23 protein-coding genes, 1 other RNA gene and 1 pseudogene are annotated in these 26,067 nt (G+C 69.9%); 9 read left to right on the top strand and 16 right to left on the bottom strand.

Annotated elements, in window-relative coordinates; genetic code table 11:
• Nucleotides 1-165 precede the first annotated feature (165 nt).
• The 12 genes and pseudogenes from CCZ27_RS15000 to CCZ27_RS14945 form a co-directional block, all read right to left on the bottom strand.
• Complete coding sequence (locus CCZ27_RS15000) at nt 166-582, bottom strand: ExbD/TolR family protein (RefSeq protein ID WP_096452632.1); 417 nt, start codon at nt 580-582, stop codon at nt 166-168.
• Complete coding sequence (locus tag CCZ27_RS14995) at nt 582-1,340, bottom strand: MotA/TolQ/ExbB proton channel family protein (protein ID WP_096449447.1); 759 nt, start codon at nt 1,338-1,340, stop codon at nt 582-584. Before CCZ27_RS14995 ends, CCZ27_RS15000 begins: the two co-directional genes overlap by 1 nt.
• 6 nt (nt 1,341-1,346) lie before the next feature.
• Nucleotides 1,347-2,150: an energy transducer TonB gene (locus CCZ27_RS14990; protein ID WP_232516429.1), complete on the bottom strand. Its 804-nt coding sequence runs from the start codon at nt 2,148-2,150 to the stop codon at nt 1,347-1,349.
• A 61-nt stretch (nt 2,151-2,211) separates the two neighbouring features.
• Nucleotides 2,212-2,691 (bottom strand): bacterioferritin, encoded by a 480-nt coding sequence (bfr, locus tag CCZ27_RS14985; RefSeq protein WP_096449443.1) that lies wholly within the window; start codon nt 2,689-2,691, stop codon nt 2,212-2,214.
• Nucleotides 2,692-2,797: 106 nt separating this feature from the next.
• Nucleotides 2,798-2,926, bottom strand: a pseudogene (locus CCZ27_RS14980) ((2Fe-2S)-binding protein); the annotation flags it as partial.
• 41 nt (nt 2,927-2,967) lie between these two features.
• Complete coding sequence (gene hemP / locus CCZ27_RS24015) at nt 2,968-3,165, bottom strand: hemin uptake protein HemP (protein WP_198363131.1); 198 nt, start codon at nt 3,163-3,165, stop codon at nt 2,968-2,970.
• Nucleotides 3,166-3,300: 135 nt separating this feature from the next.
• Nucleotides 3,301-3,708, bottom strand: a complete 408-nt coding sequence (locus CCZ27_RS14970; protein ID WP_096449441.1) for a hypothetical protein — start codon at nt 3,706-3,708, stop codon at nt 3,301-3,303.
• Nucleotides 3,709-3,733: 25 nt separating this feature from the next.
• The gene (locus CCZ27_RS14965; RefSeq protein ID WP_096449439.1) at nt 3,734-4,948 is read right to left on the bottom strand and encodes a hypothetical protein; all 1,215 of its coding nucleotides are present in this window, start codon (nt 4,946-4,948) and stop codon (nt 3,734-3,736) included.
• A gap of 4 nt (nt 4,949-4,952) precedes the next feature.
• Complete coding sequence (locus tag CCZ27_RS14960) at nt 4,953-7,397, bottom strand: EAL domain-containing protein (protein WP_198363130.1); 2,445 nt, start codon at nt 7,395-7,397, stop codon at nt 4,953-4,955.
• A gap of 116 nt (nt 7,398-7,513) precedes the next feature.
• Nucleotides 7,514-8,896, bottom strand: a complete 1,383-nt coding sequence (locus tag CCZ27_RS14955; protein ID WP_096449437.1) for a malonyl-CoA decarboxylase — start codon at nt 8,894-8,896, stop codon at nt 7,514-7,516.
• A gap of 148 nt (nt 8,897-9,044) precedes the next feature.
• Nucleotides 9,045-9,842, bottom strand: coding sequence for a prolipoprotein diacylglyceryl transferase (lgt, locus tag CCZ27_RS14950; protein ID WP_096449435.1), 798 nt, complete (start codon nt 9,840-9,842; stop codon nt 9,045-9,047).
• Nucleotides 9,843-9,857: 15 nt separating this feature from the next.
• Entirely contained in the window at nt 9,858-10,562 is a 705-nt protein-coding gene (locus tag CCZ27_RS14945) for a YceH family protein (RefSeq protein ID WP_096449433.1), read from the bottom strand.
• A 163-nt stretch (nt 10,563-10,725) separates the two neighbouring features.
• Here CCZ27_RS14945 and ilvD point away from each other — a divergent pair, with 163 nt between their 5' ends.
• The 9 genes from ilvD to CCZ27_RS14900 all read left to right on the top strand — a co-directional run bounded on the left by ilvD (nt 10,726) and on the right by CCZ27_RS14900 (nt 19,579).
• On the top strand, nt 10,726-12,576 hold the full coding sequence (ilvD, locus tag CCZ27_RS14940; RefSeq protein ID WP_096449431.1) for a dihydroxy-acid dehydratase: 1,851 nt from the start codon (nt 10,726-10,728) through the stop codon (nt 12,574-12,576).
• A gap of 92 nt (nt 12,577-12,668) precedes the next feature.
• Nucleotides 12,669-12,863: a hypothetical protein gene (locus tag CCZ27_RS14935; RefSeq protein WP_096449429.1), complete on the top strand. Its 195-nt coding sequence runs from the start codon at nt 12,669-12,671 to the stop codon at nt 12,861-12,863.
• Between the two features lie 4 nt (nt 12,864-12,867).
• The gene (locus CCZ27_RS14930; RefSeq protein WP_096449427.1) at nt 12,868-13,170 is read left to right on the top strand and encodes a cell division protein ZapA; all 303 of its coding nucleotides are present in this window, start codon (nt 12,868-12,870) and stop codon (nt 13,168-13,170) included.
• A gap of 24 nt (nt 13,171-13,194) precedes the next feature.
• Nucleotides 13,195-13,376: non-coding RNA, 6S RNA (gene ssrS / locus CCZ27_RS14925), on the top strand.
• An 80-nt stretch (nt 13,377-13,456) separates the two neighbouring features.
• Nucleotides 13,457-14,263 carry a sulfite exporter TauE/SafE family protein gene (locus tag CCZ27_RS14920; RefSeq protein WP_096452626.1) on the top strand — a complete coding sequence of 269 codons (807 nt, stop codon included), beginning with the start codon at nt 13,457-13,459 and terminating at the stop codon, nt 14,261-14,263.
• Nucleotides 14,264-14,315: 52 nt separating this feature from the next.
• On the top strand, nt 14,316-16,442 hold the full coding sequence (locus CCZ27_RS14915) for an ATP-dependent helicase (protein ID WP_096449425.1): 2,127 nt from the start codon (nt 14,316-14,318) through the stop codon (nt 16,440-16,442).
• 155 nt (nt 16,443-16,597) lie between these two features.
• The gene (locus tag CCZ27_RS14910; RefSeq protein WP_096449423.1) at nt 16,598-17,179 is read left to right on the top strand and encodes a tetratricopeptide repeat protein; all 582 of its coding nucleotides are present in this window, start codon (nt 16,598-16,600) and stop codon (nt 17,177-17,179) included.
• Between the two features lie 105 nt (nt 17,180-17,284).
• A complete protein-coding gene (locus tag CCZ27_RS14905; protein ID WP_096449421.1) occupies nt 17,285-18,091 on the top strand; it encodes a hypothetical protein in 807 nt (268 codons plus the stop codon).
• 99 nt (nt 18,092-18,190) lie between these two features.
• Nucleotides 18,191-19,579: a fused MFS/spermidine synthase gene (locus CCZ27_RS14900; RefSeq protein ID WP_096449419.1), complete on the top strand. Its 1,389-nt coding sequence runs from the start codon at nt 18,191-18,193 to the stop codon at nt 19,577-19,579.
• An 80-nt stretch (nt 19,580-19,659) separates the two neighbouring features.
• On the opposite strand, the gene CCZ27_RS14895 is transcribed toward CCZ27_RS14900, so the two are convergent.
• The 4 genes from CCZ27_RS14895 to CCZ27_RS14880 all read right to left on the bottom strand — a co-directional run bounded on the left by CCZ27_RS14895 (nt 19,660) and on the right by CCZ27_RS14880 (nt 26,062).
• On the bottom strand, nt 19,660-21,093 hold the full coding sequence (locus tag CCZ27_RS14895; RefSeq protein WP_096449417.1) for a c-type cytochrome: 1,434 nt from the start codon (nt 21,091-21,093) through the stop codon (nt 19,660-19,662).
• A gap of 148 nt (nt 21,094-21,241) precedes the next feature.
• Entirely contained in the window at nt 21,242-22,843 is a 1,602-nt protein-coding gene (locus tag CCZ27_RS14890; protein WP_198363129.1) for a c-type cytochrome, read from the bottom strand.
• A gap of 126 nt (nt 22,844-22,969) precedes the next feature.
• Entirely contained in the window at nt 22,970-25,069 is a 2,100-nt protein-coding gene (locus CCZ27_RS14885; RefSeq protein ID WP_096449415.1) for a hypothetical protein, read from the bottom strand.
• 72 nt (nt 25,070-25,141) lie between these two features.
• Nucleotides 25,142-26,062, bottom strand: coding sequence for a hypothetical protein (locus tag CCZ27_RS14880; protein WP_096449413.1), 921 nt, complete (start codon nt 26,060-26,062; stop codon nt 25,142-25,144).
• Nucleotides 26,063-26,067 lie beyond the last annotated feature (5 nt).

Raw genomic sequence — 26,067 nt, 5'->3', positions numbered from 1 at the left:
CGTGGATCGTCTGCGTCGGATGGAGTCGCATGGGCGACGGTGCGTGAAGCATAGAGGCTCGGCCACCTGCGCTGTGTATCGTATTGCTGCTGCGGCGCAAAAAGACGAACGGGGCACCGCGCGATGCGCGATGCCCCGTGGCGGGCAGCGGGTGGAAGCGGCCGGCTACTGCTGCGGCACGGTGATGAAGCCCATCTTCTCGATGCCGGCGGTGCGTGCGGCGGACATGACCTCGGCCAGCTTCTGGTAGCGGGTGTCGTGGTCCGCGCGCAGGTGCAGCTCGGGCTGCGGCGTCTTCGCCGCAGCTTCGGCCAGCCGCGCGGAGAGCGCCGAGTCGTCCAGCGGCTGGTTGTTCCAGAACATCCTGCCTTCGGCGTCGAGCGCCAGCGTGACCGTTTCGGGCTTTTCGATGGTGGGCTGGCTGGCCGCCTGCGGCAGGTCGATCTTCACCGAATGCGTCAGCAGCGGCGCGGTGATCATGAACACGATCAGCAGCACCAGCATGACGTCGATGAGCGGCACCATGTTGATTTCGCTCTGCGGGGCGCGCACGTCGCCCTGGCTGAATCCGCCGAAGGCCATCATGCGGCTCCGGTGGCCGCACGCATGGCGGGCGCGGCGGGCGAGCTGGCGGTCGGGATGTCGGCCAGCGGCACGATGCGCGAGCCGGTGGAGAACCAGGCCAGCAGGTCATGCGCGAAGGCGTCGAGTTCGGACAGCTCGAGGCGGTTGGCGCGGTTGATGGCGTTGTACGCCAGCACCGCGGGAATGGCGACGAAGAGGCCGAAGGCGGTCATGATCAGCGCTTCGCCGACCGGGCCGGCGACCTTGTCCAGCGTCGCGGCGCCCGACACGCTGATGTTGACCAGCGCGTGGTAGATGCCCCACACGGTGCCGAACAGGCCGACGAAGGGCGCGGTGGAGCCGATCGACGCCAGCAGCGTCATGCCCGATTCCAGGCCGGCGGTGGACAGCGCGATCGACTTGCGCAGCGCGCGGGTGATCATTTCGTCGGCATCGAGCGTGCCGCCCAGGCTGTCGTGGCGGGTGTGGCGGCGCAGGTGGTCGGCGGCGGCGGCGGCCTGCTGCGCCAGCGCGTCGAACGGCGAGTCGGGCGCCCTCTCGCTCAGGCGCCTGAGCCCCTGGGCGAAGTCGGGCGCGGACCAGAACGCTTCGATCGCGCCTTCATGGCGGCGCGCGCGGATCTGGCGCAGCAGGCGCAGCAGGATCAGGTACCAGCTCGTGACCGACATCGCCAGCAGCAGCAGGGCCACCGCACGGATCATGAGGTCGGATTGCGCCCACAGGTGGGCCAGGCCGAATGCCTGTGCAGTTTCCATGTTCGATTACTCCTTCAGTTCGAAAATGAGGGGGACGAGAGTCCAGGATTCGACGGCGTGGTCGCCTTGCCGCGCCGGGACGAAGCGCCAGCGCCGCACGGCGTTCTCCGCCGCGCGGTCCAGGCGCTCGAAGCCCGAGCTGCGCGAGACCTCGACCTGCGCAGGCAGCCCGGCGGGCGATACCAGCACCCGCAGCATGACCTTGCCTTCCTCGCGCATGCGGCGCGACAGCGGCGGATAGGCCGGCGGCGGATTGTTCAGATAGTCGGCGTCGAAGCGCGCCGCCGTGATCGCGGGCGTCGGCGGCCCCGGCGGCGCGCTGACCGGGGCCGGCGGAGCGGGCGCGGGGGTGGGCTCGGGCGCCGGCGCGTCGGAGGTCAAGGCCGTCCTGGATTCGGTGACCGGCGCGGCTTCCACCGGCTTGCGCGGCGCCGGCTTTTCCTGCGGGCGGGGGCGCGGCTGCGGCTTCGGCGGGGATGGCACGACCTTGGGGATGGGGGGCTGCACCACCGGTTCTGGTGGCGCGGAGACGGGCGGCGCGGTCTGTTCCTGGATCAGCGAGACCTGGATGGGCAGGGCGACCGGCATCGTGGTCTCGGCCGGGGCGAGCCAGCCGAGCACGGCCAGCCCGGCCACGTGCAGGGCCAGCACGAGGCCGGCCAGTCCGGTTTTCTTCAGGCCGACCGGTCCGGCCGTGAAACCGCTGTTTTCCCTGGAGCGCCGCTGCCGGGCGGGTCGGGCGCGGCGCTCGGGGGAGGGCGCCGGCGTCATGGCGGGCAATGGAAGGGCGTCGGAAACAGCGTTCATCATCGGTTGTCAGGTTGGTGCGGCCGGTCCGCGCGGCAACGGGCGCGGCCGGCCGCAGGCAGGATCAGGACGCGCCCGGCTCCATCTGTGATTGCAGGTAGTTCTGCAGGCCGACGCTGTCGACCAGCCCGAGCTGGGTTTCGAGGTAGTCGATGTGTTCCTCGGTGTCTTCCAGGATGTGCTCGAACAGCTCGCGCGACACGTAGTCGCGACAGGATTCGCAGTAGGCGATGGCCTCGAGCAGGTCGGCACGCCCGCCCTGTTCGAGTTTCAGGTCGCCCTGCAGGCATTCGGGCACGTTCTCGCCGATCAGCAGCTTGTTGAGGTTCTGCAGATTGGGAAGGCCCTCCAGGAACAGCACGCGCTCGATGAGCTTGTCCGCGTGCTTCATCTCCTCGATGGACTCTTCGTATTCATGCTTGCCAAGCTTGACCAGGCCCCAGTTCTTGTACATGCGTGCGTGCAGAAAGTACTGGTTGATGGCAGTGAGTTCCGTCGTGAGCTGCTTGTTCAGCAACTGGATCACCTTCTTGTCGCCTTTCATGGGGACTCCGTAGCGAGGAAAAACCGGGATGGGGACTGCGTATGCAGATCTGGTCGTCCGCGTCCGCGGGCCGGGTCAGCGCATCGCGAAGGCATTGGTGGGCGCACTTGGCGCACCGCCCGCAGTCGGCGGTCACGCCCAGCGTCTCCCGCAGTTGCCGGAGCCGGGTCATGCCGCTTCGTGCCGCTTCGAAGATGTGCCTTTCGGTCACTGCATTGCAGACGCAGACGTACATAGTCTAGCCTCGCTGGAGGGCCTTGCCTAAGCTCGAAAGTTTTACTTGGTCAGAATCAGCTTGCCGCTGCGCGTCGCGCGCAGCACATAGCGCGTACCCTGATGCTCGATTTCCACCGCCTGCCGGCCACCGAGCAGTTCGGCGCTCGACAGCGTCCGCGCCGCCTCGGGGGTGGTGCCGGGCGCGGCGGGCGATTCGGGGACGGGTGTGCGCGGTGCGGAACAAGTTGTCTGATTCACGACGTGTTCTTGCAAACAACAATGATTCGCATTTAACCAGTTGCGCGCCCGGCCGTCAAACGGGAATTGCAATGGATGCCTCGACGTGCGGCGGCGATGCCGGGGATTTCGCGCAGCCCGGTATGCCGCCCGGATTCAGGGCAGCTTCAGCAGCACGCGCAACCTGGGATCGATCGGGCCGTCGGGCAGGTAGCCGATCGCGGCTGAGTCGCCGGACAGCAGCGCGGGAAGGTCGGTGGCGCTTCCGGCTTCGCGCGGCGGCAGGGCGCGGCCGGTGAACACCTGGCGCGACCAGTAGGCGCGGATCTGGTTGGGGTTCTTGCCCGTCAGCAGTTCGTAGAAGCGGTTGCGCGTGAGGCCGTTGGGCAGGTCGAACAGCGCGACCGGCGTGCCGTCGTTCAGCATCGTGCGCCGCCCCAGGTAGAGCTGGCTCGCTTCCTCGGCCGTCAGGGCGGCGATGTTTCCGGTGGCCGACGTGACGAGCACGACCTCGGCCGCCTGGGCCGTGGTTGCGAGAACGATGGCACCGGTGAGCAGCAGCATGGCCCGTCGAAGGCGATGGCGGATCCTAGAATGTGACATCGACGGACAGGCTCAGCATGTTGATCGAGCGCCCCCCCATGCGGCCGGCCGCTGCGTCGCCGGCCGGATCGAAGGTGCCCCAGGCGTTCGTATCGGTGCGGGCGCGGGTGAATTCCGCCTTTACCGCGGTGTTGTCGCGGACGTCCCAGCGCACGCCCGCGGTGATGCTGCGCTGGGCAAGATTGCGCGAGGCGTTGAAGCCGGCGAGGCCGGCGCGCAGTTCGTCGAAGCCGGGCGGCAGGCTGTTCAACTGCTCCGCGCCGATCACCGCCTCGTCCTGCGAGTGGCGTGCGACGACCGCGTAGGGGGTCACGGCGCCGAAACGGTGGCCGACGGTGAACTGCCAGGCGTGCGCGCTGTTGGCATAGCGCTGGGCGCGCCTGCGGGCGTATTCGCCGATCAGCAGCCACTGCCCGTCGTCCCACTGGAAGCCGGCGGAACTGAAGCGGACGACGCCGTCGTCGCCCGACATGCGTGACACGATGTCGTTGCGGCCCAGCGCGCGCAGTATCGGCGACAGCCCGGTGTAGAACGGGTCGTGCCAGTTGATCTCGAGTTCGGCCTCGGCGTGGCCGACGTGCACCGAGAGGTCCCCGCGCGTCATGGTCAGGTTGACGCCCGCGACCCGCCTGAGACGGGCCTTGGTGTCCGGGTAGAGCGAAATCCGGCTGGTGCCGAGGAAGGGGTGCAGCTCGATGTCGGTGTTGCCGGTGCGCACGCGGTAGAGCAGGTCGAGTCCGTCGAGATCGGCAAACGGGCTCAGGCCGTACACTTCTTCGGGCGGACGCACCCAGGGATGCGCGTAGTTGATGTTGATCGAGTCGGACTGCATGAAGAAGGGGATGCGCAGCCTGCCGACGCGCGCCGCGAGCGCCGGGGTGAACTGGTGGCTCAGGAAGGCCAGCGTGGGCCGCGGCTGGTAGCTGCCATCGGTGTTCTCGCGGCTGACGAACTGCAGCACGGCGGCGCTCGACTCCCCCAGGCGCAGATTGCCCTGCACGCCGATCACCGAATCGGGGCCGGTGTCCGGTCTTTCGCTGCCCGGCCGGTCCACGCCGACGCGGGTGAAACGCATGTCGGCTTCGTCGGTGGCGACGAAGCCGAGGGTGGCGAAGCCGGAGAGGCTCAGCATCTGCCTGTCGTCGCCCGCGGATGCCGCCAGCGCCCACAGCGTGAGCGCCGGGATGATTGCCCATTTCATTCGTTCATGCCCCCAGTGGCATCTTCTTGTGCAGCAGGTTCTGGGCACTCTGCGCGTCCGTCGGTCGCGCGAACAGGTAGCCCTGCCCGTAGTTGCAGCCCATGTCGCGAAGGATGAGCGCCTGGTCTTCGGTCTCGATGCACTCGGCGACCACGGTCATGCCCAAGTCGTGGGCCAGCTCGATGCTGCGTGCGACGATGGCGCGCAGGCGTTCGTCGACGGTGATCGAACGCACGAAGGAGCCGTCGAGCTTGACCTGGTCGCAGGGGATCGTGTGCAGGTAGCTCAGCGTGGAGTAGCCGGTGCCGAAGTCGTCGATCAGGATGTGGACGCCCGCCTCGCGCAGCCGGTGCAGGGTGCGCGAGGCCGGGCCGCCGGGGTGGGCGAGCACGCTCTCCGTGATCTCGAAGCGCACCGAGGCGCGCGGCAGTCCGTGCGCATCGATGACCGCCAGCAGTTCGTCCGCCAGTTGCGGGCGCGACAACTGGCGCGCGGACAGATTGACTGCGACGCGCGCCGGCGGGGCGAGCGGGTCGCGCTGCTGCCATGCGCGGATGTCGCGGCAGGCCATGGCCAGGACCTGCATGCCGAGATCGTGGATGAGATCCAGCGTCTCGGCGAGCGAGATGAACTCGAAGGGGGGCAGCAGGCCCTGGGTGGGATGCGGCCAGCGCACCAGGGCCTCGAAGCTCGTGATGCGGCGGTCGGCGAGCGACACGATGGGCTGGTAATGGACGGTCAGTCCGCCGTCGCGCAGGGCGGCGCGCAGGTCGACCTCGAGCCGCAGCGAGCGGATCGCCTGGGTGTGCATCGAGGTGTGGAAGAACTCGACCGGCGAACCGTCGCTGCGCCGGGCCTTGTGCAGCGCATTGTCGGCGTCGCGCAGCAGGGCCTCGGCATCGTCGCGTTCGTCGTCGCTGAGGGCGATGCCGATGCGGCAGCGGGGGTGCAGCTCGCCTTCGCCCGAGGGCGTGGCGAAGCCGGGCAGTTCGACCAGGGCCTCGGCGATGCGAAGCGCTTCGGTCGAATCCGACACGCCGTTCAACAGCACGGCGAACTGGTCGCCGCCGACGCGCGCGGCGACGTCGCCTTCGCGTATCCGCGCGGAGATGTGGCCGCTGGCGCGGCGCAGCAGTTCATCGCCCACCGCGTGGCCGTAGCTGTCGTTCACGAGGCTGAAGCGCTCGATGTTGATCGCCAGCACGGCGAACTGGTAGCGCTCGTCGCGCCGCTGCTGGCCGATCGCCCGCGTCACGTGCTCGATGAACAGGGCCCGGTTCGGCAGGCCGGTGAGGCCGTCGTGCAGCGCGTCGTGGATCAGCCTCTGCTCGGCGCGCTTGCGCAGGTGGATGTCGCCGATCGAGCCCGCCATGCGCACCGCGCGGCCGCTCCCGGTGCGGCGGGCGACGCCGCGCGTGAGCACCCAGCGGTAGCTGCCGTCGGGTTGCCGCACGCGGTGCTCCAGCATGAACTGCGAGGTGAGTCCCCGCAGGTGGGCGAGGACTCTTTCCTTGTAGATCTCGACCTCGTCCGGATGCAGGTACGGGAGGATGCCTTCAGGATTGGAGGGCAGGGAGGCGGGCGGCAGGCCGAGAAGCTCGCACGAGCGGTCCGAGAAGTAGATCGTGCGGCCCGGGATGTCCCAGTCCCACAGGCCGTCGTTGGCGCCGCGCATCGCCAGTGCGTAGCGCTCCTCGCTCGCCTTGAGCCGGCTGGCCGTGTCCTCGAGTTCGCCGATGCGCTGCTGCAGCGTCGCCGCCATGATGTTGAAGTGGCGGGCGAGCACGGCGAGTTCGTCGTTGCCGGTGGCCGGCAGGCGGTGGTTGAAGTGGCCGTCGGCGATGGCCTTGCTGCCCGCGAGCAGGCGTCCGAGATTGTGCGTCAGCAGGTAGCCGATGCCCGACAGCAGCACGAAGGTCAGTGCGATCTCCACCAGCGAGATGATCGCGCCCTGTTCGATGATCGCCTTGCGGGCGGCGGCCAGCACCGATACCGAGACGCCGAACTGCAGGAAGCCGATCTCGTTGCGCGGCAGCAGCAGCGGGCGGCGTACATGGACCACCTTGGTTTCGAAGATGCCTTCGAGCGCCCCCTCTTCCGCGAAGGACGGCGGCGGCAGGCTCCTCATGTCGGGCCTGCCGGCGCTCAGCACCAGCCGTCCGCCGGGGGAGACGATCCGCACATAAACCAGACCTTCGGTCGAATCGTTCAGCAGTTCGCCGAGGATGTCCTCGAGTTCGCCGTAGCGCTGCTGGTCGCCATAGGACACGGACATTGCATGCAGCATGCTGGCGTTCTGGTTGACGAGCGTATCCAGGCTCGCCGACGCGGCATTGTTCATCAGCCGCACGCTGTTGGCGAGCAGCAGCGTCAACAGCACGATCTGCACTGCGGTACTGGCGAGCAGTAGCCGGAAGCGGATGGATGAATGCCTGAAAGGCAGGCGCACGCGCTTGTCTCCGGGGGCCGTCGAAGCGGGCGCATCCCGCCACGCGCTTGCAGAATAGCCTATCCCGCTCGCGTATGTGCCGGAATGTCCGCCGTTCGGGGCGTCGTGCCGGAACGTCACCGCCGGGCCTGCCTTCGCACTGCCGCAGAGGCGTCGATACGGCCGTCCGCGGCGAAAGCCTCGAGGTTGGACTCGATGCGGTCCGGGTCGTACAGATAATTGACCATCATGCCCCAGGATTGCGCCAGCCCCTTCGCGGAGGTGTCCGCGAGCCAGTTCAGGCGCTCGACGCGCGCGCCGTTGCCGAGATGGAAGCGCGCCACCGGGTCGGCCGGCTCGTCGTCCCGCTTGGCATCGAGCAGGTAATGGGCGGCAAGGCGCATCAGCGGTTCGCGCAGGGCGCGTGCGAGCGCCTTGTCCTCCACCCAGTCGCCCGCGCCGCCGAGCAGCGCGCGCATGCGCGGCGATTCAGGCCCTTCCAGGCCCGCGGCGGCGAGCTTGTTCCAGTCGGCGCCGGCGAGGATCTGCGCGCATTCGGCCGGATTGCGCGCCGCCCAGCGCGCCAGCCCGGGGATCGGCGACAGGGTGGAGAAGGTCTTCAGGCGCGGGAAGTCGCGCTGCAGGTCGTCCACCACCCGCTTGAGCAGGAAGTTGCCGAACGAGACGCCGCGCAGGCCCGCCTGCGTGGACGTGATCGAATAGAAGATCGCGGTGTTGGCCCGGCTGGCGTCGGCCAGCGGGGCCTCGATGTCGAGCAGCTTCTGCACGTCGTCCGCAAGCTCGTCCACCAGCGCGACCTGCACGAAGATCAGCGGCTCGAGCGGCATGCGCGGATGGAAGAAGGCGTAGCAGCGGCGGTCGGAGTCGAGGCGGTTCTTGAGGTCCTCCCACGAGCGGATCTCGTGCACCGCCTCGTACTCGACGAGCTTTTCCAGCAGGGCGGCGGGCGACTGCCAGGTGATGCGCTGCAGTTCGAGGAAGCCCACGTCGAACCAGGCGGAGAGCCGCCCTTCCAGTTCGCGGTCCAGCGGCTTGAGCAGCGGGTCGCCGGCGAGGTAGCGCAGCAGGTCCGCACGCAGGTCCACCAGGAACTTGACACCCTGCGGGATGGCATTGAACTGCGTCAGGATGCGCAGGCGCCGGGATCGCATCGCGGCGCGCAGATCGGCTTCTGCATCCCACTGCCGGTCGCTGCCCACCGCCGCCTGGTAGGCGCGGTGGGCCTGGGCCACGCGGGCCGGTTCGGGGCCGAATTCGAGGGCGATCATGCGCAGGAATGCCTGCCGGCCCTCGTCGTTCAGCCGCAGGTAGGTTTCGGCCAGGCGGGCGGCCCGCTGCCGGGTGGAGACTTCTCCGCCCCGGCCCTCGGCGCATTCCTGCAGTTGCTGGCGGATGCGCTCGATGTCGCGCTCGGAGGGCGCGCGCGTGCGCGCCGGCGGGGCCGACATGAGGGCCCGCATCTTCGAGAGGCTGCGCGAGAACAGATCCCCTGCTGACATGTCGTCTCTTTTTTCCCTGCGGTGTGCGTTGGTGTCCTTTTGGGAGCCATGTTAGCCGCAACGGGGGACTCGCTACCGTGCATAATGCCCGCTCGACCTGCATCCTGGCCCGCCGTGGGCGGGCCAGCGCGCTGCGGCGAGGGGTCGGTCAGGCGACCGGCGGGCGACGGACGGCCGGGATCAGCAGGAAGATGCCGACGATCACCATGGGTACGCAAAGCCACTGCGCCGTGGACAGCCCCAGCGACAGCGTACCGAAGATGCCCGCATCGGGCGTGCGGAAGAACTCCGCGGCGAAACGCAGGCTGCCGTAGCCGACGAGGAACACCGCCGACACCGCGCGCAGCGGCCGCGGGCGGGCGGCGTAGAGCCACAGGATCACGAACAGCAGCATGCCTTCGCCGGCCGCCTGGTAGAGCTGCGAAGGGTGGCGCGGCACCTGGTCCACCCACGGGAAGATCATCGCCCATGGCAGATCGCCCGGTGCCGGCCGGCCCCACAGCTCGCCGTTGATGAAATTGCCGATGCGGCCGGCGGCCAGGCCGGTGGGCACCAGCGGCGCGATGAAGTCGGTGATTTCCCAGAAACCCTTGCCATGGCTGCGCCCATACAGCCACACCGCCGCCAGCACGCCGAGAAAGCCGCCGTGAAAGCTCATGCCGCCCTTCCAGACGGCGAGGATCTCGGCCGGGTGGCTCAGGTAGTAGCCCGGCTGGAAGAAGAGCACTTCGCCGAGCCGGCCGCCCACGATCACGCCGATCACGCCGTAGAACAGCAGGTCGTCGATCATCGCGGCGTTCCAGCCGAGTTCGGGACGGCGCCGGGCATGCAGGCGGCCGAGCACGATGAAGAGCACGAAGGCGACGAGGTACATCAGCCCGTACCAGCGTACCGAGACGGGGCCGATGGCAAAGGCGACGGGGTCGAACTGCGGATGGATCAGCATGGGCGTGGCGGCGGATCAGTCGAACTGCTGGCGGAAGGTGTCGAAGTCGCGGCGCAGCGCCTCGATTTCGCTGCGCAGGCGCGCGACCTCGTCTTCCAGCTCGGCGATGCGGCTGCGCCCGGCCGCGCCGCCACCGACGGACTGCGCCTCCGCCATCTCCTCGAGCAGCGCAGTGCCGCCGAGCAGATGCGCATGGCGCACCTCCTTGGTGCCCGGGGCGCGCGGCAGGGTCGCGACCATGGGCGGGAACTTCTCGGCGAGGTGTTCGAGCACCGCCTCGACCGCCGCGATGTCGTCGAAACGGTGCAGCCGCTCGCAGCGCTGGCGGATCTCGCCCGCAGTCTGGGCGCCGCGCAGCATCAGCGTCGCCAGCACCGCCTGCTCGGCGGGCGGCAGCGAATGGCGCACCCGCACCAGATGCTCGTACTTGGCCACCCGGGCGCCGGCCTGGTCGCGCCGCGACACCAGCTTGCGCGCCATCAGGCTGTCGATCGCGGCCTGGGCCTCGGCTTCCGCGACCGACATCACCGGTTCGCGCGCGGTGAGCTGGTTGCAGCCGGCGACGATGGCGTTGATCGACAGCGGATAGGCGTCGGGCGTGACGAAGGCTTTTTCGACCAGTACGCCGAGCGCGCGGATCTCTACCGGATCGAGGTCGAAACCCTCGTTCGGGGCGGCGGCTTCCGATGTCGGCGCGGGCAGCGGATTGCGGGCTTCCATGATGGCTCCGGACGGGATGGCTGGCAGGGGAGGGATGATACGCAGGGTGTGGCGGTCCCGGCCACCTCGCGGCGCGGCCGGGGCAGGCGCGGACGGCGTGACCGGCCGGCCGGCCGGCGTTAGAATCCGAAGCCTTTCCGCACAGATTTCCCGGAGCGCCCCCATGCCCCAGTACCGTTCCCGCACTTCCACCGCCGGCCGCAACATGGCGGGTGCCCGCGCGCTGTGGCGCGCCACCGGCATGAAGGACGGCGACTTCGAAAAGCCGATCATCGCGATCGCCAACAGTTTCACCCAGTTCGTGCCGGGCCACGTGCACCTGAAGGACCTCGGCCAGCTCGTCGCGCGCGAGATCGAGGCGGCCGGCGGCGTGGCCAAGGAATTCAATACCATCGCCGTCGACGACGGCATCGCCATGGGCCACGGCGGCATGCTGTACTCGCTGCCCTCGCGCGAGCTGATCGCCGACAGCGTCGAATACATGTGCAACGCCCACACCGCCGACGCGCTGGTGTGCATCTCGAACTGCGACAAGATCACCCCGGGCATGCTGATGGCGGCGCTGCGCCTCAACATCCCGGCGATCTTCGTGTCCGGCGGGCCGATGGAGGCTGGCAAGGTGAAATGGGAAGCCAAGGTGATCTCGCTCGACCTCGTCGACGCGATGGTCAAGGCGGCCGACAAGCACTGCTCCGACGAGGAGGTCGAGGCCATCGAGCGCTCCGCCTGTCCGACCTGCGGCTCGTGCTCGGGCATGTTCACCGCCAACTCGATGAACTGCCTGACCGAGGCGCTCGGCCTGTCGCTGCCCGGCAACGGCACCACGCTCGCCACCCATGCCGACCGCGAGCGCCTGTTCCGCGAAGCCGGCCGCCGCATCGTCGATCTCGCCCGTCGCTGCTACGAAGGGGACGACGCCTCGGTGCTGCCGCGCTCCATCGCCAGCTTCGAGGCGTTCGAGAACGCGATGAGCCTGGACGTGGCGATGGGCGGCTCGACCAACACCGTGCTGCACCTGCTGGCGGCGGCACGCGAGGCCGGCGTCGATTTCACGATGAAGGACATCGACCGCATCAGCCGCCGCGTGCCCTGCCTGTGCAAGGTGGCGCCGGCGGTGCCCGACGTGCACATCGAGGACGTGCACCGCGCCGGCGGCATCATGTCCATCCTCGGCGAACTCGACCGCGCCGGCCTGCTGCACACCGACGTGCCGACGGTGCACAGCGCGTCGATGGCCGAGGCGCTGGCGAAGTGGGACATCAAGCGCACCTCCGACGAGACCGTGCATACCTTCTTCCGCGCCGCGCCCGGCGGCGTGCCGACCCAGGTCGCCTTCAGCCAGGACCGGCGCTGGAAGGAACTCGACGCCGACCGCGAGGCGGGCGTCATCCGCACCAGGGAACACGCCTTCACCGCCGACGGCGGCCTCGCGGTGCTGTACGGCAACATCGCCGAGAAGGGCTGCATCGTGAAGACGGCCGGCGTGGACGAGTCGATCTGGACATTCACCGGCAAGGCGCGGGTGTACGAGAGCCAGGAAGACGCGGTCGACGGCATCCTGGGCGAGCAGGTGCAGGCCGGCGACGTGGTGGTGATCCGCTACGAGGGCCCGAAGGGCGGCCCCGGCATGCAGGAGATGCTCTACCCCACGTCCTACCTGAAGAGCCGCGGCCTGGGCGCGCAGTGCGCGCTGCTCACCGACGGCCGCTTCTCCGGCGGCACGTCCGGCCTGTCGATCGGCCACGCCTCGCCCGAGGCGGCCTGCGGCGGCGCCATTGCGCTCGTCGAGGATGGCGACACGATCGAGATCGACATCCCCAACCGCCGCATCCACCTGGAGGTCGGCGAGGAAGAACTCGCCCGCCGGCGCGCTGCGATGGAAGCCAGGGGCCGTGCGGCATGGAGGCCGGCCAGGCGCGAACGCGCGGTGTCGGCGGCGCTGCAGGCTTACGCGGCGCTCACCACCTCGGCCGACACCGGCGCGGTGCGCGACGTGACCCAGGTCCAGCGCTGAGGCGCGGCCGCTCCGGCGCGGAGCGTTTTTCGCGCCGGACGGCCCGCAACGGCGTATTGACCGCCTTTCCTTCCCACTTCTACCATCAGCGCATGGATGACGAACTCACCCGCCTCGAAGCCCAGCTCGAGCAACTCATCAGCCTTCACGGCGCCCTCAGGGCGGAGAACCTGGCGCTGCGCTCCCGCGTCGTGAAGCTCGAAGCCGAAAACCACCAGCTCTCCGACAAGGTGCGGCGTGCCGCCGAGCGCCTGGAAGCGGTGCTGGACAAACTGCCGGAGACCTGAGCACGTGGCGACCGATTACCTCGACATCGTTCTGCTGGGCAAGGAATACCGCGTCTCCTGCCCGCCCGAGAACAAGGAAGCGCTCCAGGCCGCGGTGTCCTACGTGGACGGCAAGCTCGTCGAACTGGCCGACAAAACGCATGCATCGGGCGAGCGTCTCGCCGTCATGACGGCGCTCAACATCGCCCATGAATTCCTCATGTACCAGCGCGGCGGCGGGTTTGACATAGCAGGCGCGAAGCGTAGAATCGGACTCATGAAAGCGCGCCTCGACGGGGTGCTGGCCCAGCAGGAAAAACTCTTTTGAGGGCCGGTTCGGGGCGGCAAGGTCAATCCCCTGCAGTGTTCGTTGAAGCCGTAGATTCCTTGAACCAATAGTCGAGAGACTTGGTTGCCTACCATGGATGCCGCGGTGTGCACGCCCCTCGCGGGTGAGCCTTAAGCGGAAGGAAAGCGACCTCCCTGAACCCCTGGTTCAGGATGCCCGGCGGAGACGGCACAGGCGGGGGGCCATTCACAAAGCGCGGCGCAAGCCGCGTTTTTTCTTTGTGCGCCCCGGATGGGCGCGCTGGCTTGCGGAGACGCTGCGGGCGATGGAATTCGACGTGTGGTGGCTGGCCTACCCGGTGCTCGGCGCGGGGGTGGGCTTCTTTGCCGGACTGCTCGGTGTCGGCGGCGGCGGGATCATGGTGCCGATGCTGACGACCTTCTTCGTCGCCCAGGGCTTTCCCTACGAGCAGGTGGTGCATATGTCGCTGGGGACGTCGATGGCGAGCATCGTCCTCACCTCGATCTCCAGCCTGCGCGCCCACCAGCAACACGGCGCGGTACGCTGGGACATCGTCAAGGGCATCACCCCGAGCATTCTGCTGGGCACCTTCGGCGGCACCTTCATCGCAGCGCGCGTGGACACCGCGCCGCTGGCCATCTTCTTTTCGATCTTCATGGCCTACGTGTCGCTGCAGATGCTGGTCAACATCAAGCCCAAACCCTCGCGCGACATTCCCGGCCCGGTCGGCCTGAGCCTGGCGGGTGCCGGCATTGGCGGCGTGTCGGCGCTGGTGGCGATCGGCGGCGGCTCCCTGTCGGTGCCCTTCATGACCTGGTGCAACGTCAAGATGCAGCATGCGATCGGCACTTCGGCGGCGATCGGCCTGCCGATCGCGGCGGCGGGCACCGTCGGCTACATGGTCAATGGCTGGGGCGCGCCGGACATGCCGGCCCACACGCTGGGCTACATCTACCTGCCGGCGCTGGTGCTGGTGAGCGTGGTGAGCATGGCGGTGGCGCCGGTCGGCGCCAGCCTTGCCCACAAGCTGCCTGTGTCCGTGCTGAAGAAGATCTTTGCCGGCGTGCTGATCGCACTGTCGCTGAAGATGCTGCACAGCCTGTTCGGCTGAAAGCGGCCGCGAACCGGCGGCAAGAGCAGGGTGACTGGATATAATTCCAGTCATGAACGCATCCGCCCATCCGTCCGCTCCGCCGTCGTCCGGGCGGACCGATTCCGCCGCCATGCCGTGGCTGGCGAGCCTCAATGCCGCCCAGCGCGAGGCGGTCGAGTTCGGCGGCGGCGAAGGCGGTGTGGCCGGGCCGCTGCTGGTGATCGCCGGCGCGGGCTCGGGCAAGACCAGCACGCTGGCGCATCGCGTCGCCCATCTGATCGCCGGCGGTGCGGACCCCGCGCGCATCCTGCTGCTGACCTTCTCGCGCCGCGCCGCCGACGAGATGGGCCGCCGCGTGCAGCGCCTGCTGGGGCAGCTCGCGGCGACCCACCCGTGGCTCGCCCATGCCGAACTGAACTGGTCCGGCACCTTCCACGGCATCGGCGCGCGGCTCCTGCGCGAGTACGCCGGCCGCATCGGGCTGGACGTGGCGTTCACCATCCACGATCGCGAGGATTCGGCCGACCTGCTGAACCTGGTCCGGCATGAGCAGGGCTTCTCCGAAAAGAGCCGCCGCTTTCCGCTGAAGGGAACCTGCCTCGCGATCTATTCCGCTGCGGTGAACACCCGCGCGCCGCTGGCCGAGGTGCTGCAGGCTTCCTTCCCCTGGTGCGCCGAATGGGAGGATGAACTGAAACGGCTGTTCCGCGCCTACGTCCAGGCCAAGCAGGCGCAGCAGGTGCTCGACTACGACGACCTGCTGCTCTACTGGGCGCAGATGATGGCCGAGCCCGAACTGGCGCAGGAGGTCGGCGCGCTGTTCGAGCACGTGCTGGTGGACGAATACCAGGACACCAACCATCTGCAGGCCGCGATCCTGCTGGCGATGAAGCCCGATGGCCGGGGCCTGACCGTGGTCGGCGACGACGCCCAGGCCATCTACGCCTTCCGCGGCGCCACGGTGCGCAACATCCTGGATTTTCCCGCTGCGTTCGAGCCGCCGGCGCGCATCGTCACGCTGGAGCAGAACTACCGCTCGACGCAGCCCATCCTCGCCGCCGCCAACGCGGTGATCGCGCTCGCCGCCGAGCGCTACGCCAAGGACCTGCGCTCCGACCGCGGCTCATCGCAGCGGCCGCGCCTGGTATCGGTGAAGGACGACGCGGAACAGGCCGCCTACGTGGTCGAGCAGGCGCTCGCGCGCCGGGAGGACGGGCTGCGGCTCAGGCAGCAGGCGGTGCTGTTCCGGGCTTCCAGCTACAGTGCGCGCCTGGAAATGGAACTGACGCGGCGCAACATCCCGTTCGTGAAGTTCGGCGGGCTCAGGTTTCTCGAGGCCGCCCACGTCAAGGACGTGCTCGCGCTGCTGCGCTGGGCGGAAAACCCGCGCGACCGCATCGCCGGCTTTCGCGCCGTCCAGTTGCTGGCCGGCATCGGGCCGAAGACGGCGGGGCGGGTGCTCGACAACGTCTGCGCCGCGCCCGACGGCTGCGCGCTGCTCGCCGAGCAGCCGGTGCCCGACGGCGCGCGCGAGGGCTGGCTGGCGTTCGCCGCGCTGATCGACCGCCTCGCCGGCCGCGACGGCGGCCCGGCACCGTGGCCGGCCGGATTCGAACTCGCCTGCCGCTGGTACGAGGCGCAGATGCCGCGCCTGTACGAGGACGCCCCGGTGCGCCTGCCCGACATCCAGCAACTCGCGCGCATCGCCGCCACCTATCCCGGCCGCCGGCAGTTCCTGACCGAACTCACGCTCGATCCCCCCAGCGCCACCAGCGGCGAGCCCGGCATGCCGCTGGTCGACGAGGACTACCTGATCCTGTCGACGATGCATTCGGCCAAGGGACAGGAGTGGAGCGCGGTGAGCGTGCTGAACGTGGTCGACGGCTGCATTCCGTCCGACATCGCCACCCGCAACGGCGCCGAGATCGAGGAGGAGCGCCGCCTCCTGTACGTGGCGATGACCCGCGCCAGGGACCACCTCGATCTCATCCTGCCGCAGCGCTTCTACGTCTCGCAGCAGCAGGGGCTGGGCGACCGCCACGTCTATGCCGGCCGCAGCCGTTTCATCCCGAACCGGCTGCTGGAGCATTTCGAGCAGATCACCTGGCCGCTGCCCCCGCCCGGCCTGCGGGGCACGCCGGCCTCGCGCCAGGCGGCGGTCGATCTCGCAGCGAAGATGCGCGACATGTGGCGCTGAGGCGAGGGCGATCAGCCGAGTCGCCCGGACGCCGGGGCCGCCACGCCGCCTTCCGGCGCCGGCGCACGTCCTGCTTCGCCTCCGGGCAAAAGTCATTGTGCTGGAAATGTAACTTAATATAATGAGCCACCTTTCGACCGGATGACGCATCGCTCATGAGAGTTCCAGCCCATCTCGCTCTGTGCCTGCTGCTCGCGGCCTGCGCGCAGCCGCCGCAAAAGGAGACCGCCCGCATCTGCGATTCCGCGGGATGCGTGGAACGTCCCCGCGACTACGTCAGCCCCGAGGTCGCGCAGGCGTCGCAGCCGGAGGACGACGGCCGGGCCGCCGCATTGCAGTCGCTCGCGGAGCGGGATCCGCGTGCGGCCTACGATCTCGCGCTGCGCTATTTCCGCGGCGACGGCGTGCGCCAGGACAGCTACCAGGCCCTGACCTGGATGCGCTCCGCTGCCGAGCGCGGGCATCTCCAGGCGCAGAAGGCGCTCGGCCGCTTCTACCTGTCCGGGCTGGAGGAAATGGGGCCGGATCCCGCAGAGGCGGAGAAATGGCTCACGATCGCGGCGGGCCGGGGTGACAAGGAATCCGCCAAGCTGAAGGCCGAAGCCAGCGCCGCGCGCAAGTCGGACGATGCCGAACGGCGCTTCCGCCAGCACTGGCGGCCGCTGGTGTATGACTACTGGTACCGGGGCTACCCCTATCTCGGTCTGTGGCGCGACGGCAACTGGTACTACCGTTAGCCTTTCCGAATCCGGAAGAGGGCGATTTTCCAGTTTTTCCACAAGGACGGCCCGCATGTCGCGGGGCGTGCCCATGACCGACCTATTGATGGAGGTAGACTCACCATGATCCGTTCAGCCATGCCCCGCCTGGCGCTGACCCTGCTCGCGGCGGCCGCGCTTGCCGGATGCGTCACCACCGGCACCAACAAGACCGCCACCACCGGTGCCGCGGCCGGCGGCACCAGCGTCGATGCCAATCCCCAGATGGAGCGCTGCGACGCGCCGTTCGGCACGATCGCGGTGGACGACGGCCGCGCCGCCGACTGGTACGGCCAGTTCGGCAGCGAGACGCATGTGACGACGATCGAGCCGCTGCTGCGGCTTGCCGTCCAGCAGTCGAACTGCTTCGTCATCACGTCGATCGGCAACCTGCGCACCGACAGCCGCCTGTCGCGCATCACCGACATCCAGCGCAACTCCGGCGAATACCGTGCCGGCTCCAAGCAGCAGAAGGGCCAGCGCGTTGCCGCGGACTACTACCTCGAACCGCAGATCATCATCAACAACGACTCGGTCGGCTCGGTCGGCGGTGCGATCGGCGGCCTGTTCGGCGGTGCGGCCGGCGTCATCGCCGGCGGCCTTCAGTCCAAGGTCTCGGTGGTGACCCTCAGCCTGTACGACATCCGCTCCGCGGTGCAGATCTCGGCGGCGGAAGGCAGCGCCACGGCGACCAACTTCGGCGCGGCGCTCGGTGCCCTCGGCGGCAGTGCCGGCGGTGCGCTGGGCGGCTTCTCGCGCACGCCGGAAGGCAAGGCGACGGTGGCCGCCTTCATGGACGCCTACAACAGCATGGTCGTCGCGCTGCGCAACTACAAGGCGCAGGACGTGAAGGGCGGCCTCGGACGTGGCGGCACGCTGCAGGTCAAGTAATCCCCGCAGGGAAACCTCCGGCTGGACGCGCGCGATGCCTGCGTCCGGCCGGAGGTTCCGCTCCCCGGCGGCGCATGCCGCTGCCGCAGGGCCGGCCTGATGGCGTCCGCTGAGCGCCACGGCGCGTCGATGCCCTCACCCCGCCTGCTCTTCGCGCTGGTGTTCGTCGAGGGCTATGCCTCGCTCGGCGCCGAGATCCTGGCCCTGCGCCGGCTGCTTCCCTTCCTCGGCAGTTCGATCACCGTCACCGCGCCGACGATCGGTTTCTTCCTCCTCGCACTCGCGCTCGGCTACCAGGCCGGCGGCCGCGTGGGGCAGGATTTCCTGCCGCGGGTGCGCGTCAATTTCCTCGTTGCGGCGGCACTGATCGCGATCGGCATGGCCGGACCGGTCGTGGACGCGCTGTTCGCCCATCTGCGCCCGGCCTGGCTCGCCTATCTGGTCTTCGTCGGCGGTGTGCTGTGCCCGGTCGCCTGGCTGCTGGGCCAGACGGTGCCGATACTCACCAACCTGCTGCGCCACGAACGCGCCGGTGCGCGCAGCGGCGCGGCGCTGTACTGGTCCACGCTGGGTTCCTTTCTCGGCTCGCTGTCGCTCTCGCTGCTGGTGATGCAGTGGCTGGGCGTGTCCGCGGCGATTCTCGTCTGCGCGGCGCTGCTGCTCGCGCCGGTGCCTTTCCTGCCCGCCGCCACGGGGCGGCCGGCGTGGCCGGGCAACGGGCTGGGCGGTGCGCTCGGCGCGGCGGCGCTCGCCGCCAACCTGTGGCTGCCGCAGCAGATCGAAACCGCCTACGCCACCTACCGGGTGGAGGCGGTGGAACTGCCCGGCATGCACGAGCCGCGCGTGTTCTGGATCAACAACTCCCTCGCCTCGCTGATGGACGGCGGCGAGCCGCCGCGCTACACGCGCTACATCGAGCGCCTGCGCACCCTGCTGCTGGACGAGATGGGTTTTCGCGGTCGCCGCATCCTGGTGCTCGGCGCGGGCGGCTTCACGCTGTCGCACCGGGAGCCGGCCAACGACTACACCTATGTGGACATCGACCCGGCCATCCGCGAACTGGCCGAGCGCGAGTTCCTGCGCGAGCCGGTGCGCGGCCGCTTCATCGCCGCCGATGCCCGCCGCTACGTGGCCGACACCGCCGAACGCTACGACGCCATCGTGGTGGATGCCTACAGCGCGCTGACCAGCGTGCCCGCCCACCTGGTCACGCAGGAGTTCTGGAGCGCGACGCGGCGTGCGCTCGCGCCCGGCGGGGTGACGTTCATCAACCTCATCCTCGACCAGCGGCTGGCCACGCCCTATGCGCGCAAGCTGCTCGGCACCATCCAGTCGGTGTATGGGCCCTGCGCGGTCGAACCCTTGTTCCGCGACCGGCAGCAGGGCAATGTGCTGGTGCAGTGCTTCGCCGGGCCGGTACCGGACGGCGAGCCGGCCTACCGCGACGAGCGCAATCCGTCCGACCTCGACCTGCTGCGCTCGCGCTAGCGCCTGCCGCAGCGGCGGGGACGGCAGGGCGGACAGTCCGCGCAGGGCAGGCGCGCTGCCATGGGGTTTTCTCCCCGGCCCTACAAAGTCTTCAGGTATTCGACGAGTGCGTCCTTGTCGGCCGCCGGCAGATCGGTGCCGAAGGCATGGCCCTGGTTGCCGCCGCCCTTGGCTGCGACGTCGTGGCGGGTGCCGGCGCGTTCGGCCTCGGGGCCGCTGCTGACGAAGCCGGCCCGCGCCGGGTCATACACGTCGTAGCCGCGCCAGAACGTTGCGGGGCGCTCGGCCGGCGGCAGCAGCAGGTCGCGCAGCGAGGGCACCGAGCCGTTGTGGAGATAGGGCGCACGCAGCCAGATGCCGTCCAGGAAGGCGGCGACGTAGCCGGTGAGCGGTGCCTCCACCAGGCCCGGGCGCTCGATGCCCATGTCGCGCACGACCTCGTTCGCCTCGCGCGCGGCCTTCTCGTTCCAAGTGTCGATGCGGTCGCGGCTGGTGCCGATCTCGGCCAGCGGCACCACGGTGCCGGTGCGCGCGGAGGCGTGGCATGCAGCGCAGGCAGCGTCGAACACCGCCTTGCCGCGTTCGGCCTGGGCGGCGTCGATCGGGAAGGGGTAGGGCGGCGCGCGTTTCGCGGTGACGTAGTCCTGTATCCATTTGACGTGGCCGAGGAATTCGGCGTTGTCCTTGGGCGGCGCGCCGAGCAGGCCGAGCGCCGAATCGATGATCACCGAATACGGATCGTGGCTGTCGCCGGCGAAGTTCAGGCGCATGCCCCGCTCGGGCTTGTACTTGCCCAGGTTCCAGATCGAGGGCATGTCGGTCGGCCCCAGGCTGTCGTCCATCGGCCAGCGGATCATGAAGTACTTGGTCAGGTTCATCGCGTCGTCGCGGCCGCGGCCCCAGGGCGGGAAATCGGCGCGGTACAGCCAGGCGAACTGGCGTTCGCGTTCGAGCAGGCGCTTCTTCGTGACCGGAATGATGAGGAAGCGGTAGAGCATGCGGTCGACGAAGGACATGCCGGTGACGAGGCGGATCTCCGCCATCAGGTTGTCGGCGTTGAAGCGCGGATCCTTTGCGCAATCGACCAGGAAGCGGAAGAAGGCCCACAGGTTCAGCGTGTGGTTCGGCCCGGCGGGCACCAGCACCGGCGGCGCGTCGGGCGCGGTGCGGTAGCTGGCGACGTGGCAGGACGCGCAGTTGTTGGCCACGCGCGGGAAGCCCGCCACCTTTTTCGAGAAGCCCACCGGCAACTCCTGCCCTTCCTCCCACACCACCCCGAAGGAGGCGTAGCCGCCCGGTCCCGGCAGCAGGTCGGGGAACACCCGCGGCAGCACGTAGAAGATCCAGTACGGAATGCCGGCGTCGCGCTCGGCGCCGATCGAGCCGTACTTGAAGCGCATGTCCGGATCGTTCGTGATCCACTCCGGCTGTGGCTCCTCGCGGAAGAACTTGTACCAGGCGAAGGCGCCGCCCGCCGCGCCCAGCACCAGCACCAGCGCGACGAGGGCGGCCATGCCGAAGCCGGCGGCCCTGTGTCGCGCGCTCCGCTTCCGGCGGCGGCGGGGAAGGCTGCCGCCGGCGTGCGTCCGGGGGTAGGGCCGGCCCGCAGCGGAGCGGGGGCGGCGTCCGGGAAGGCGGATGTCATGGCGATCTCCTTCCTTGCTAGAAGGTCTTCAGGTATTCGACCAGCGCATCCTTGTCGGCGGCGGGCAGGTCGGTGCCGTAGACGTGGCCTTCGTGGCCGGCGTTGCCGTTGCCGGGGAGGGTGGTGTCGTAGGCGAACAGGCCCGCGGCGGCGGCCTGCGCCGGGCCGGCGGGCAGGGCGCAGGCGAAGCCCACGCGCGCCGGGTCGTAGATGTCGTTGCCGCGCGCGAACTTCGCCGGGCGTGCGGATGCGGGTTCGAGCAGGTCGCGCAGCGTGGGCACCGAGCCGTTGTGCAGGTAGGGCGCGCGCAGCCAGATGCCGTCGAGCGGCATGTTGGCGTAGCCCCGGGTCTTGCGGAAATGCTGGAAGCGGTGCGGATAGCCGGCGTACAGGGTGGCCTGGTTCACCGCGAGGTCGCGGGTGTAGGAATCCAGCCGCGCGCGGTCGGTGCCGATGTCGGCGATCGGCGTCACATGGCCGACCCTCGCGCCGCGGAAGTCGCTGCCGCCGGTGCCGTGGCAGGCGGCGCAGCGTTCGGCGTACAGCGGCGCGCCGCGCGCGGCAAGCCCGTGGTCGATCGGGTAGGGGAAGGGCGGCGGCGCCGCATCCAGCAGCCAGCCTTCCACGCGGCCGATCGCGGCGAGGTCTATGGTGGGCGGCGTGGTGCCGGTGCCGAACGCGGCGCTCTTGTTGCGTTCCTCGGTATGGGTGTTGTTGCCGTCCCAGTGCAGTTCCATGCGCTGGCCGTCGTCGCGCGCCATGCGCTTTCTCTGGTTCCAGATCGAGGGGAAATCCGACGCGCCGAGCAGTTCGTGCGCCGGCAACTGCTTCATCGGGAAGTTGAACAGCACCTTGGCCGAGTTGAAGGTGTCGACCCGCCCCGGGCCCCATTCCGGCTGCTCGAACACGAAGGCGAAGCGGCCGCGCAGCATCAGCAGGCGTTCGCGCATCAGGGCGATCGCCACCGGGTATACCAGGTAGCGGTCGATCGGGCCCAGGCCGCCGGCGAGGCGCTCGATCTCGGGCACGATGAATTCGCGCGAGAACCGGGGGCCGGCGGCGCAGTTGAAGAAGAAGGTCTCGAAGGCACGGATGTCGAAGCGGTGCGCCGGCATGCCGGCGATGATGCGCGGCGCGGCGTCCGGCGCATCGCGCACGGTGCTGGTGTGGCAGGCGGCGCAGTTCAGGAACACGCGGTCCAGCCCGAGGTGGCGCCGCTTCGATACGCCGATCGGCAGGTCGCGGCCTTCCTCGTAGATCAGGCCGAACGCGGCGTAGTCCGCCGTGCCGCGCGCGGCATGTCCCGCCTCCGCTGCCGCGTCGGCATCGCGCCCGCCGCCCGGCAGGTGTTCGGCGCACACCCGCGGCAGGGCCTGCCAGATCCAGTACGGAAAGCCCGACTCGCGCTCGCCCCCGGTGGAGCCGTACTTGAAGTGCTGGACGGGGTCGTCGTAGGTGACCGCTTCGTCCGGCAGGAAGCGCGCGGCCGCATACAGCGCGGCGATCAGGATCGCGATCCACGGCAGCCAGACGATGAGGCGCCACGACAGCCAGCGCCGCCTGCGCGGCGCGGCCGGCGGCGAGGCTCGCGGCGATTGGGGGCGGGGGGACGGAGTCATGGCGATCCTCCTCGGCGCGGCATCATTCGGCGCCTGCCGTGCAGGGGGCGAGTGTTGCGTAGGGGCGGGCGAGCACGCCGGCCGGCGCAAGCGCGCGCTGCGCCAGCAGGCCCTCGAGCAGGGCGGTCATCGCCGGATAGTCGGGCGATTGCGCGAAGGCCGCGGCATGGGCGGCGGCGGGGGCGGCATCGGCGTCTTGGGCCGCGCGGCGGGCGGGCGTGCGTTCATCGCCAGGCGAAAGAGCATGCGCTCGGCACAGGCGGCGATCCTGCCGCGCACCTGTTCGTCGCCGCCGCGCAGGAAGCCCGGGGGAAAGGCCGTGGCGGCGGCATGGCACTGGCCGCACTGGCGCGCGAAAGGCTGCAGTTCGGGCGGCCAGGCGCCGTCGCGCGCCGCGGGCGGATCGGCCAGCCGCGGTGCGGATGGCGCTGCGGATGGCGGCGCGGGCGCCGGCGTGCCGAGGTCGGTCAGCAGCGCGGGCAGCAAGGCCGAGCGGCGCAGCGGCAGATCGTCCAGGGCGTCGCTCCGGCCGGCGAGCGTGGCCTGGGCGAGCCGATCGATCGCCACATCCAGCGGCGCCAGATCGGCGACCAGTTCCAGGGTGGCGGTGGCTGGCGCGGCGGCGTTCGCGGCCGGGCGCGGGATGTCGATCCGGCGGATCGCTTCGCCGCCGGCGGTGCGCACGGTGCGGCCGCCGCGGTCCGGTATGAAGCGCATCGTCTCCGCCCCGGCCCGCTGCCGGCGGTTGGCGGCGGGTTTCAGCGCGACGGCGCCGATCGCGTCGTTGCCGGGCAGCACCAGCCGGTCGGCGGTGCCGCCGGTCGCCATGCCAGCCTTCAGCACGAGGCGAGCCTGCAGCCGCGCGCCGTCGGCGCCGGCGCAGTCCAGGTCGAGCCGACCGTGGTCGGTGGTTTTCCGTCCGCTGCAGGACAGGGCGATGTGGCGGATGGACGCCATGCGACCGTCCGCCAGGGCGGCCAAGGCGGGGTTCCCGCGTTCCGCAGCCCGCGCGGTGGCGGCGGCAGGAGACGCGGACAGGACACTCAGCGCGCGGTCGATGGCGGCGACGTCCGCTCGCGAGAAGAACATCGACAGCGCGGCCACGAAGCGGCCGGCGTCGGCGGCGCTGCGGCCCGGCCACGTCTCGAGCGGTGCGCGCAGTGCGAGCGGGTCGAAGGCGGCGGCGATGTCGGCGTAGCGGCGCAGTTCGTCGTCGGACGGCTGCGGCCGCCCGCCCTCGATGCCGGCGAACGGCTGGCGGTTGGGCAGCGACGGGTCCGGGATCGCCAGCCCCGCCGGCCAGCGCTGCCGCCAGTTCGCAAGCAGCGGTTCGACCAGGGCGGGCCGGCGGGCGCGCCGTTCCGCCGTGGTGCTGCGGCCGTCCGTCAGCCGATGGCGCAGGGCCTGGCGGAGGGCTTCGGCACGGCAGGCGACCGCGGCCTTGCGGTCGGGCGCGGCGCAGCCTTCGCGCCACAGGCGCTGAGCGGTGCCGAGGAGGTTGGCGCGCGCGGCGGCGGTGTCGATCGCGTCCGGCACATCGACGCCGTGGCGCCATGCGAGTCCGTAGTAGGGCAGGCCGGTGGCGGCGAGCCGCGCGGCCACCGGCGTGCTGGCGCTGGTCTCGTCCCACGACTGGCGCGAGAAGATCGGCGCCGCGTTGTGATGGCAGGCAAGGCAGAGCGTGCGGTTGGCGTAGCCGGGCTCGGGTGCGGCGCCCTCGCGGTAGTTGCGCACGAGCTGGAATTCGAAGCGGCCGGCGGCCTCGTTGTAGCTGATCACCTCCAGGGCCGCGGCCTTTTCGTGGTAGGCCACGTACAGGCGGTCGCGCAGGTAGGGGTGGCCGGGCGGGGCGGCGGCCGGCGGCTCGCCCGTGACGGCCGCGACCACGCGCGGATGGCGGAAGGCGTCGACATCGCCGGCGGCATGGCGCTGCAGCGAGCGGCCCAGTGGAATCAGCACCACCGACAATCCTCCCGACGGTTGCCCGGCGTCGAGCTGCTGCGCGATGCGCTGCAACAGCGCGGGGAAGGGAAACGGCAAGCGCGATGCGCCGTCGGCATCGGCACCGAACAATTCGTCGAACAGCGAGCGCCCGGCCGGCGGCAGGTCGGGCCCGGGCGGCTCGATGGCGCCGGCCGGTTGCGCCGCGCCGCCGGCGTTCGCGCCGTCCGGCGACGGCGCGAGGGCCAGTGTCAGAGCCGCAAGCAGCGATGTCCATCGGAGCATGTCCGCCCCCGCGTGCGTGGGGACTCGGGCCGTGCGCGCCTTCCGGGCGCGGCCCGCGGGCGGCCAGCAGCCTTACCCGGTGCCCCCTTGCCCCATCACCACCAGGCGCTGCTGCGTGCCGCCCCAGCAGTCCTGCTGCACCTGGCCGGTCTTGAGGAATTCTTCCCTGGCGCGCTCGGCGACGTCCTTGTTGTACAGCACGAAATTGACGACGAAGACGCGGTCCATGTAGGCGCGGCCGAGATAGAAGCCGGGATACACCATGCGGATCTCGTCGCGGATGGCGAAGCCGTCGCGGCCGGCCATCATGTCGGGCATGCGGCGGTAGCCCGGCAGTTCGTCGGTGAAGGCGTAGTCGATGACGATGGATTCGCGCCGGCCGTCGAGCAGGCTCTGGCCGCAGTACAGCTTGGCCGGGAACAGCAGCCACTGGTCCTTGCCGCCGACGTGCACCTTCTGCAGCGGGTTGGCGGTGCTGTCCTCGACCAGGCCGAGCTTCTTCAGCGCCGACAGATCCTCGATGCGGTTGCGCAACAGGCGCTGGTCGCGATAGAAGACCTTGCCCTTCCACAGCGTCTCGCCGATGAGGTCGAGCTTGGCGCCGGCGACGTTCACGAACAGGCTCTTGAGGCCGCCGCCGGCGATCTCCGACAGCCGCAGCTTGCCGCTGCCGCCGCGCGGGAAGAACAGGTCGCCCTCGAACGGGCCGTCGGGGATCGGCCCGGCGGACAGCCGCGCGTAGATCTGGTCCACCTGTTCCTGGTCGAGAAAGGCCAGGTTCTTTGGCGTGATCTTGTACAGGTCGGCGGTTGCCAGCGGAAAGCGGTGCTCGACGTAGGCGAAATCGGGCTTGCCGGCGTAGTGCTCGGTGTAGGGCGCGAACGAGATCGGCGGCGCGGCCTTGTCCTCGGCGTTTTCGAAGAAGCCGCAGCCGGACGGTGCCAGCGCGGCGGCGGCGCACAGACTCAGTGCAAGGGTCGGGATCGGTTTCATGGCGT

The sequence above is a fragment of the Thauera sp. K11 genome, assembly GCF_002354895.1.
GTDB lineage: Bacteria > Pseudomonadota > Gammaproteobacteria > Burkholderiales > Rhodocyclaceae > Thauera > Thauera sinica.
The sequence above is the reverse complement of the archived record's forward strand: the minus strand, read 5'-3'. Positions and strand labels throughout refer to the sequence as shown.

Coding starts and splice junctions, on each gene's coding strand:
- CCZ27_RS15000 (WP_096452632.1), bottom strand. CDS start 582: ATGGCCTTCGGCGGATTCAGCCAGGGCGACGTGCGCGCCCCGCAGAGC.
- CCZ27_RS14995 (WP_096449447.1), bottom strand. CDS start 1,340: ATGGAAACTGCACAGGCATTCGGCCTGGCCCACCTGTGGGCGCAATCC.
- CCZ27_RS14990 (WP_232516429.1), bottom strand. CDS start 2,150: ATGATGAACGCTGTTTCCGACGCCCTTCCATTGCCCGCCATGACGCCG.
- bfr (WP_096449443.1), bottom strand. CDS start 2,691: ATGAAAGGCGACAAGAAGGTGATCCAGTTGCTGAACAAGCAGCTCACG.
- CCZ27_RS14970 (WP_096449441.1), bottom strand. CDS start 3,708: ATGCTGCTGCTCACCGGTGCCATCGTTCTCGCAACCACGGCCCAGGCG.
- CCZ27_RS14965 (WP_096449439.1), bottom strand. CDS start 4,948: ATGAAATGGGCAATCATCCCGGCGCTCACGCTGTGGGCGCTGGCGGCA.
- CCZ27_RS14955 (WP_096449437.1), bottom strand. CDS start 8,896: ATGTCAGCAGGGGATCTGTTCTCGCGCAGCCTCTCGAAGATGCGGGCC.
- lgt (WP_096449435.1), bottom strand. CDS start 9,842: ATGCTGATCCATCCGCAGTTCGACCCCGTCGCCTTTGCCATCGGCCCC.
- CCZ27_RS14945 (WP_096449433.1), bottom strand. CDS start 10,562: ATGGAAGCCCGCAATCCGCTGCCCGCGCCGACATCGGAAGCCGCCGCC.
- ilvD (WP_096449431.1), top strand. CDS start 10,726: ATGCCCCAGTACCGTTCCCGCACTTCCACCGCCGGCCGCAACATGGCG.
- CCZ27_RS14935 (WP_096449429.1), top strand. CDS start 12,669: ATGGATGACGAACTCACCCGCCTCGAAGCCCAGCTCGAGCAACTCATC.
- CCZ27_RS14920 (WP_096452626.1), top strand. CDS start 13,457: ATGGAATTCGACGTGTGGTGGCTGGCCTACCCGGTGCTCGGCGCGGGG.
- CCZ27_RS14915 (WP_096449425.1), top strand. CDS start 14,316: ATGAACGCATCCGCCCATCCGTCCGCTCCGCCGTCGTCCGGGCGGACC.
- CCZ27_RS14910 (WP_096449423.1), top strand. CDS start 16,598: ATGAGAGTTCCAGCCCATCTCGCTCTGTGCCTGCTGCTCGCGGCCTGC.
- CCZ27_RS14905 (WP_096449421.1), top strand. CDS start 17,285: ATGATCCGTTCAGCCATGCCCCGCCTGGCGCTGACCCTGCTCGCGGCG.
- CCZ27_RS14900 (WP_096449419.1), top strand. CDS start 18,191: ATGGCGTCCGCTGAGCGCCACGGCGCGTCGATGCCCTCACCCCGCCTG.
- CCZ27_RS14895 (WP_096449417.1), bottom strand. CDS start 21,093: ATGGCCGCCCTCGTCGCGCTGGTGCTGGTGCTGGGCGCGGCGGGCGGC.
- CCZ27_RS14890 (WP_198363129.1), bottom strand. CDS start 22,843: ATGACTCCGTCCCCCCGCCCCCAATCGCCGCGAGCCTCGCCGCCGGCC.
- CCZ27_RS14885 (WP_096449415.1), bottom strand. CDS start 25,069: ATGCTCCGATGGACATCGCTGCTTGCGGCTCTGACACTGGCCCTCGCG.
- CCZ27_RS14880 (WP_096449413.1), bottom strand. CDS start 26,062: ATGAAACCGATCCCGACCCTTGCACTGAGTCTGTGCGCCGCCGCCGCG.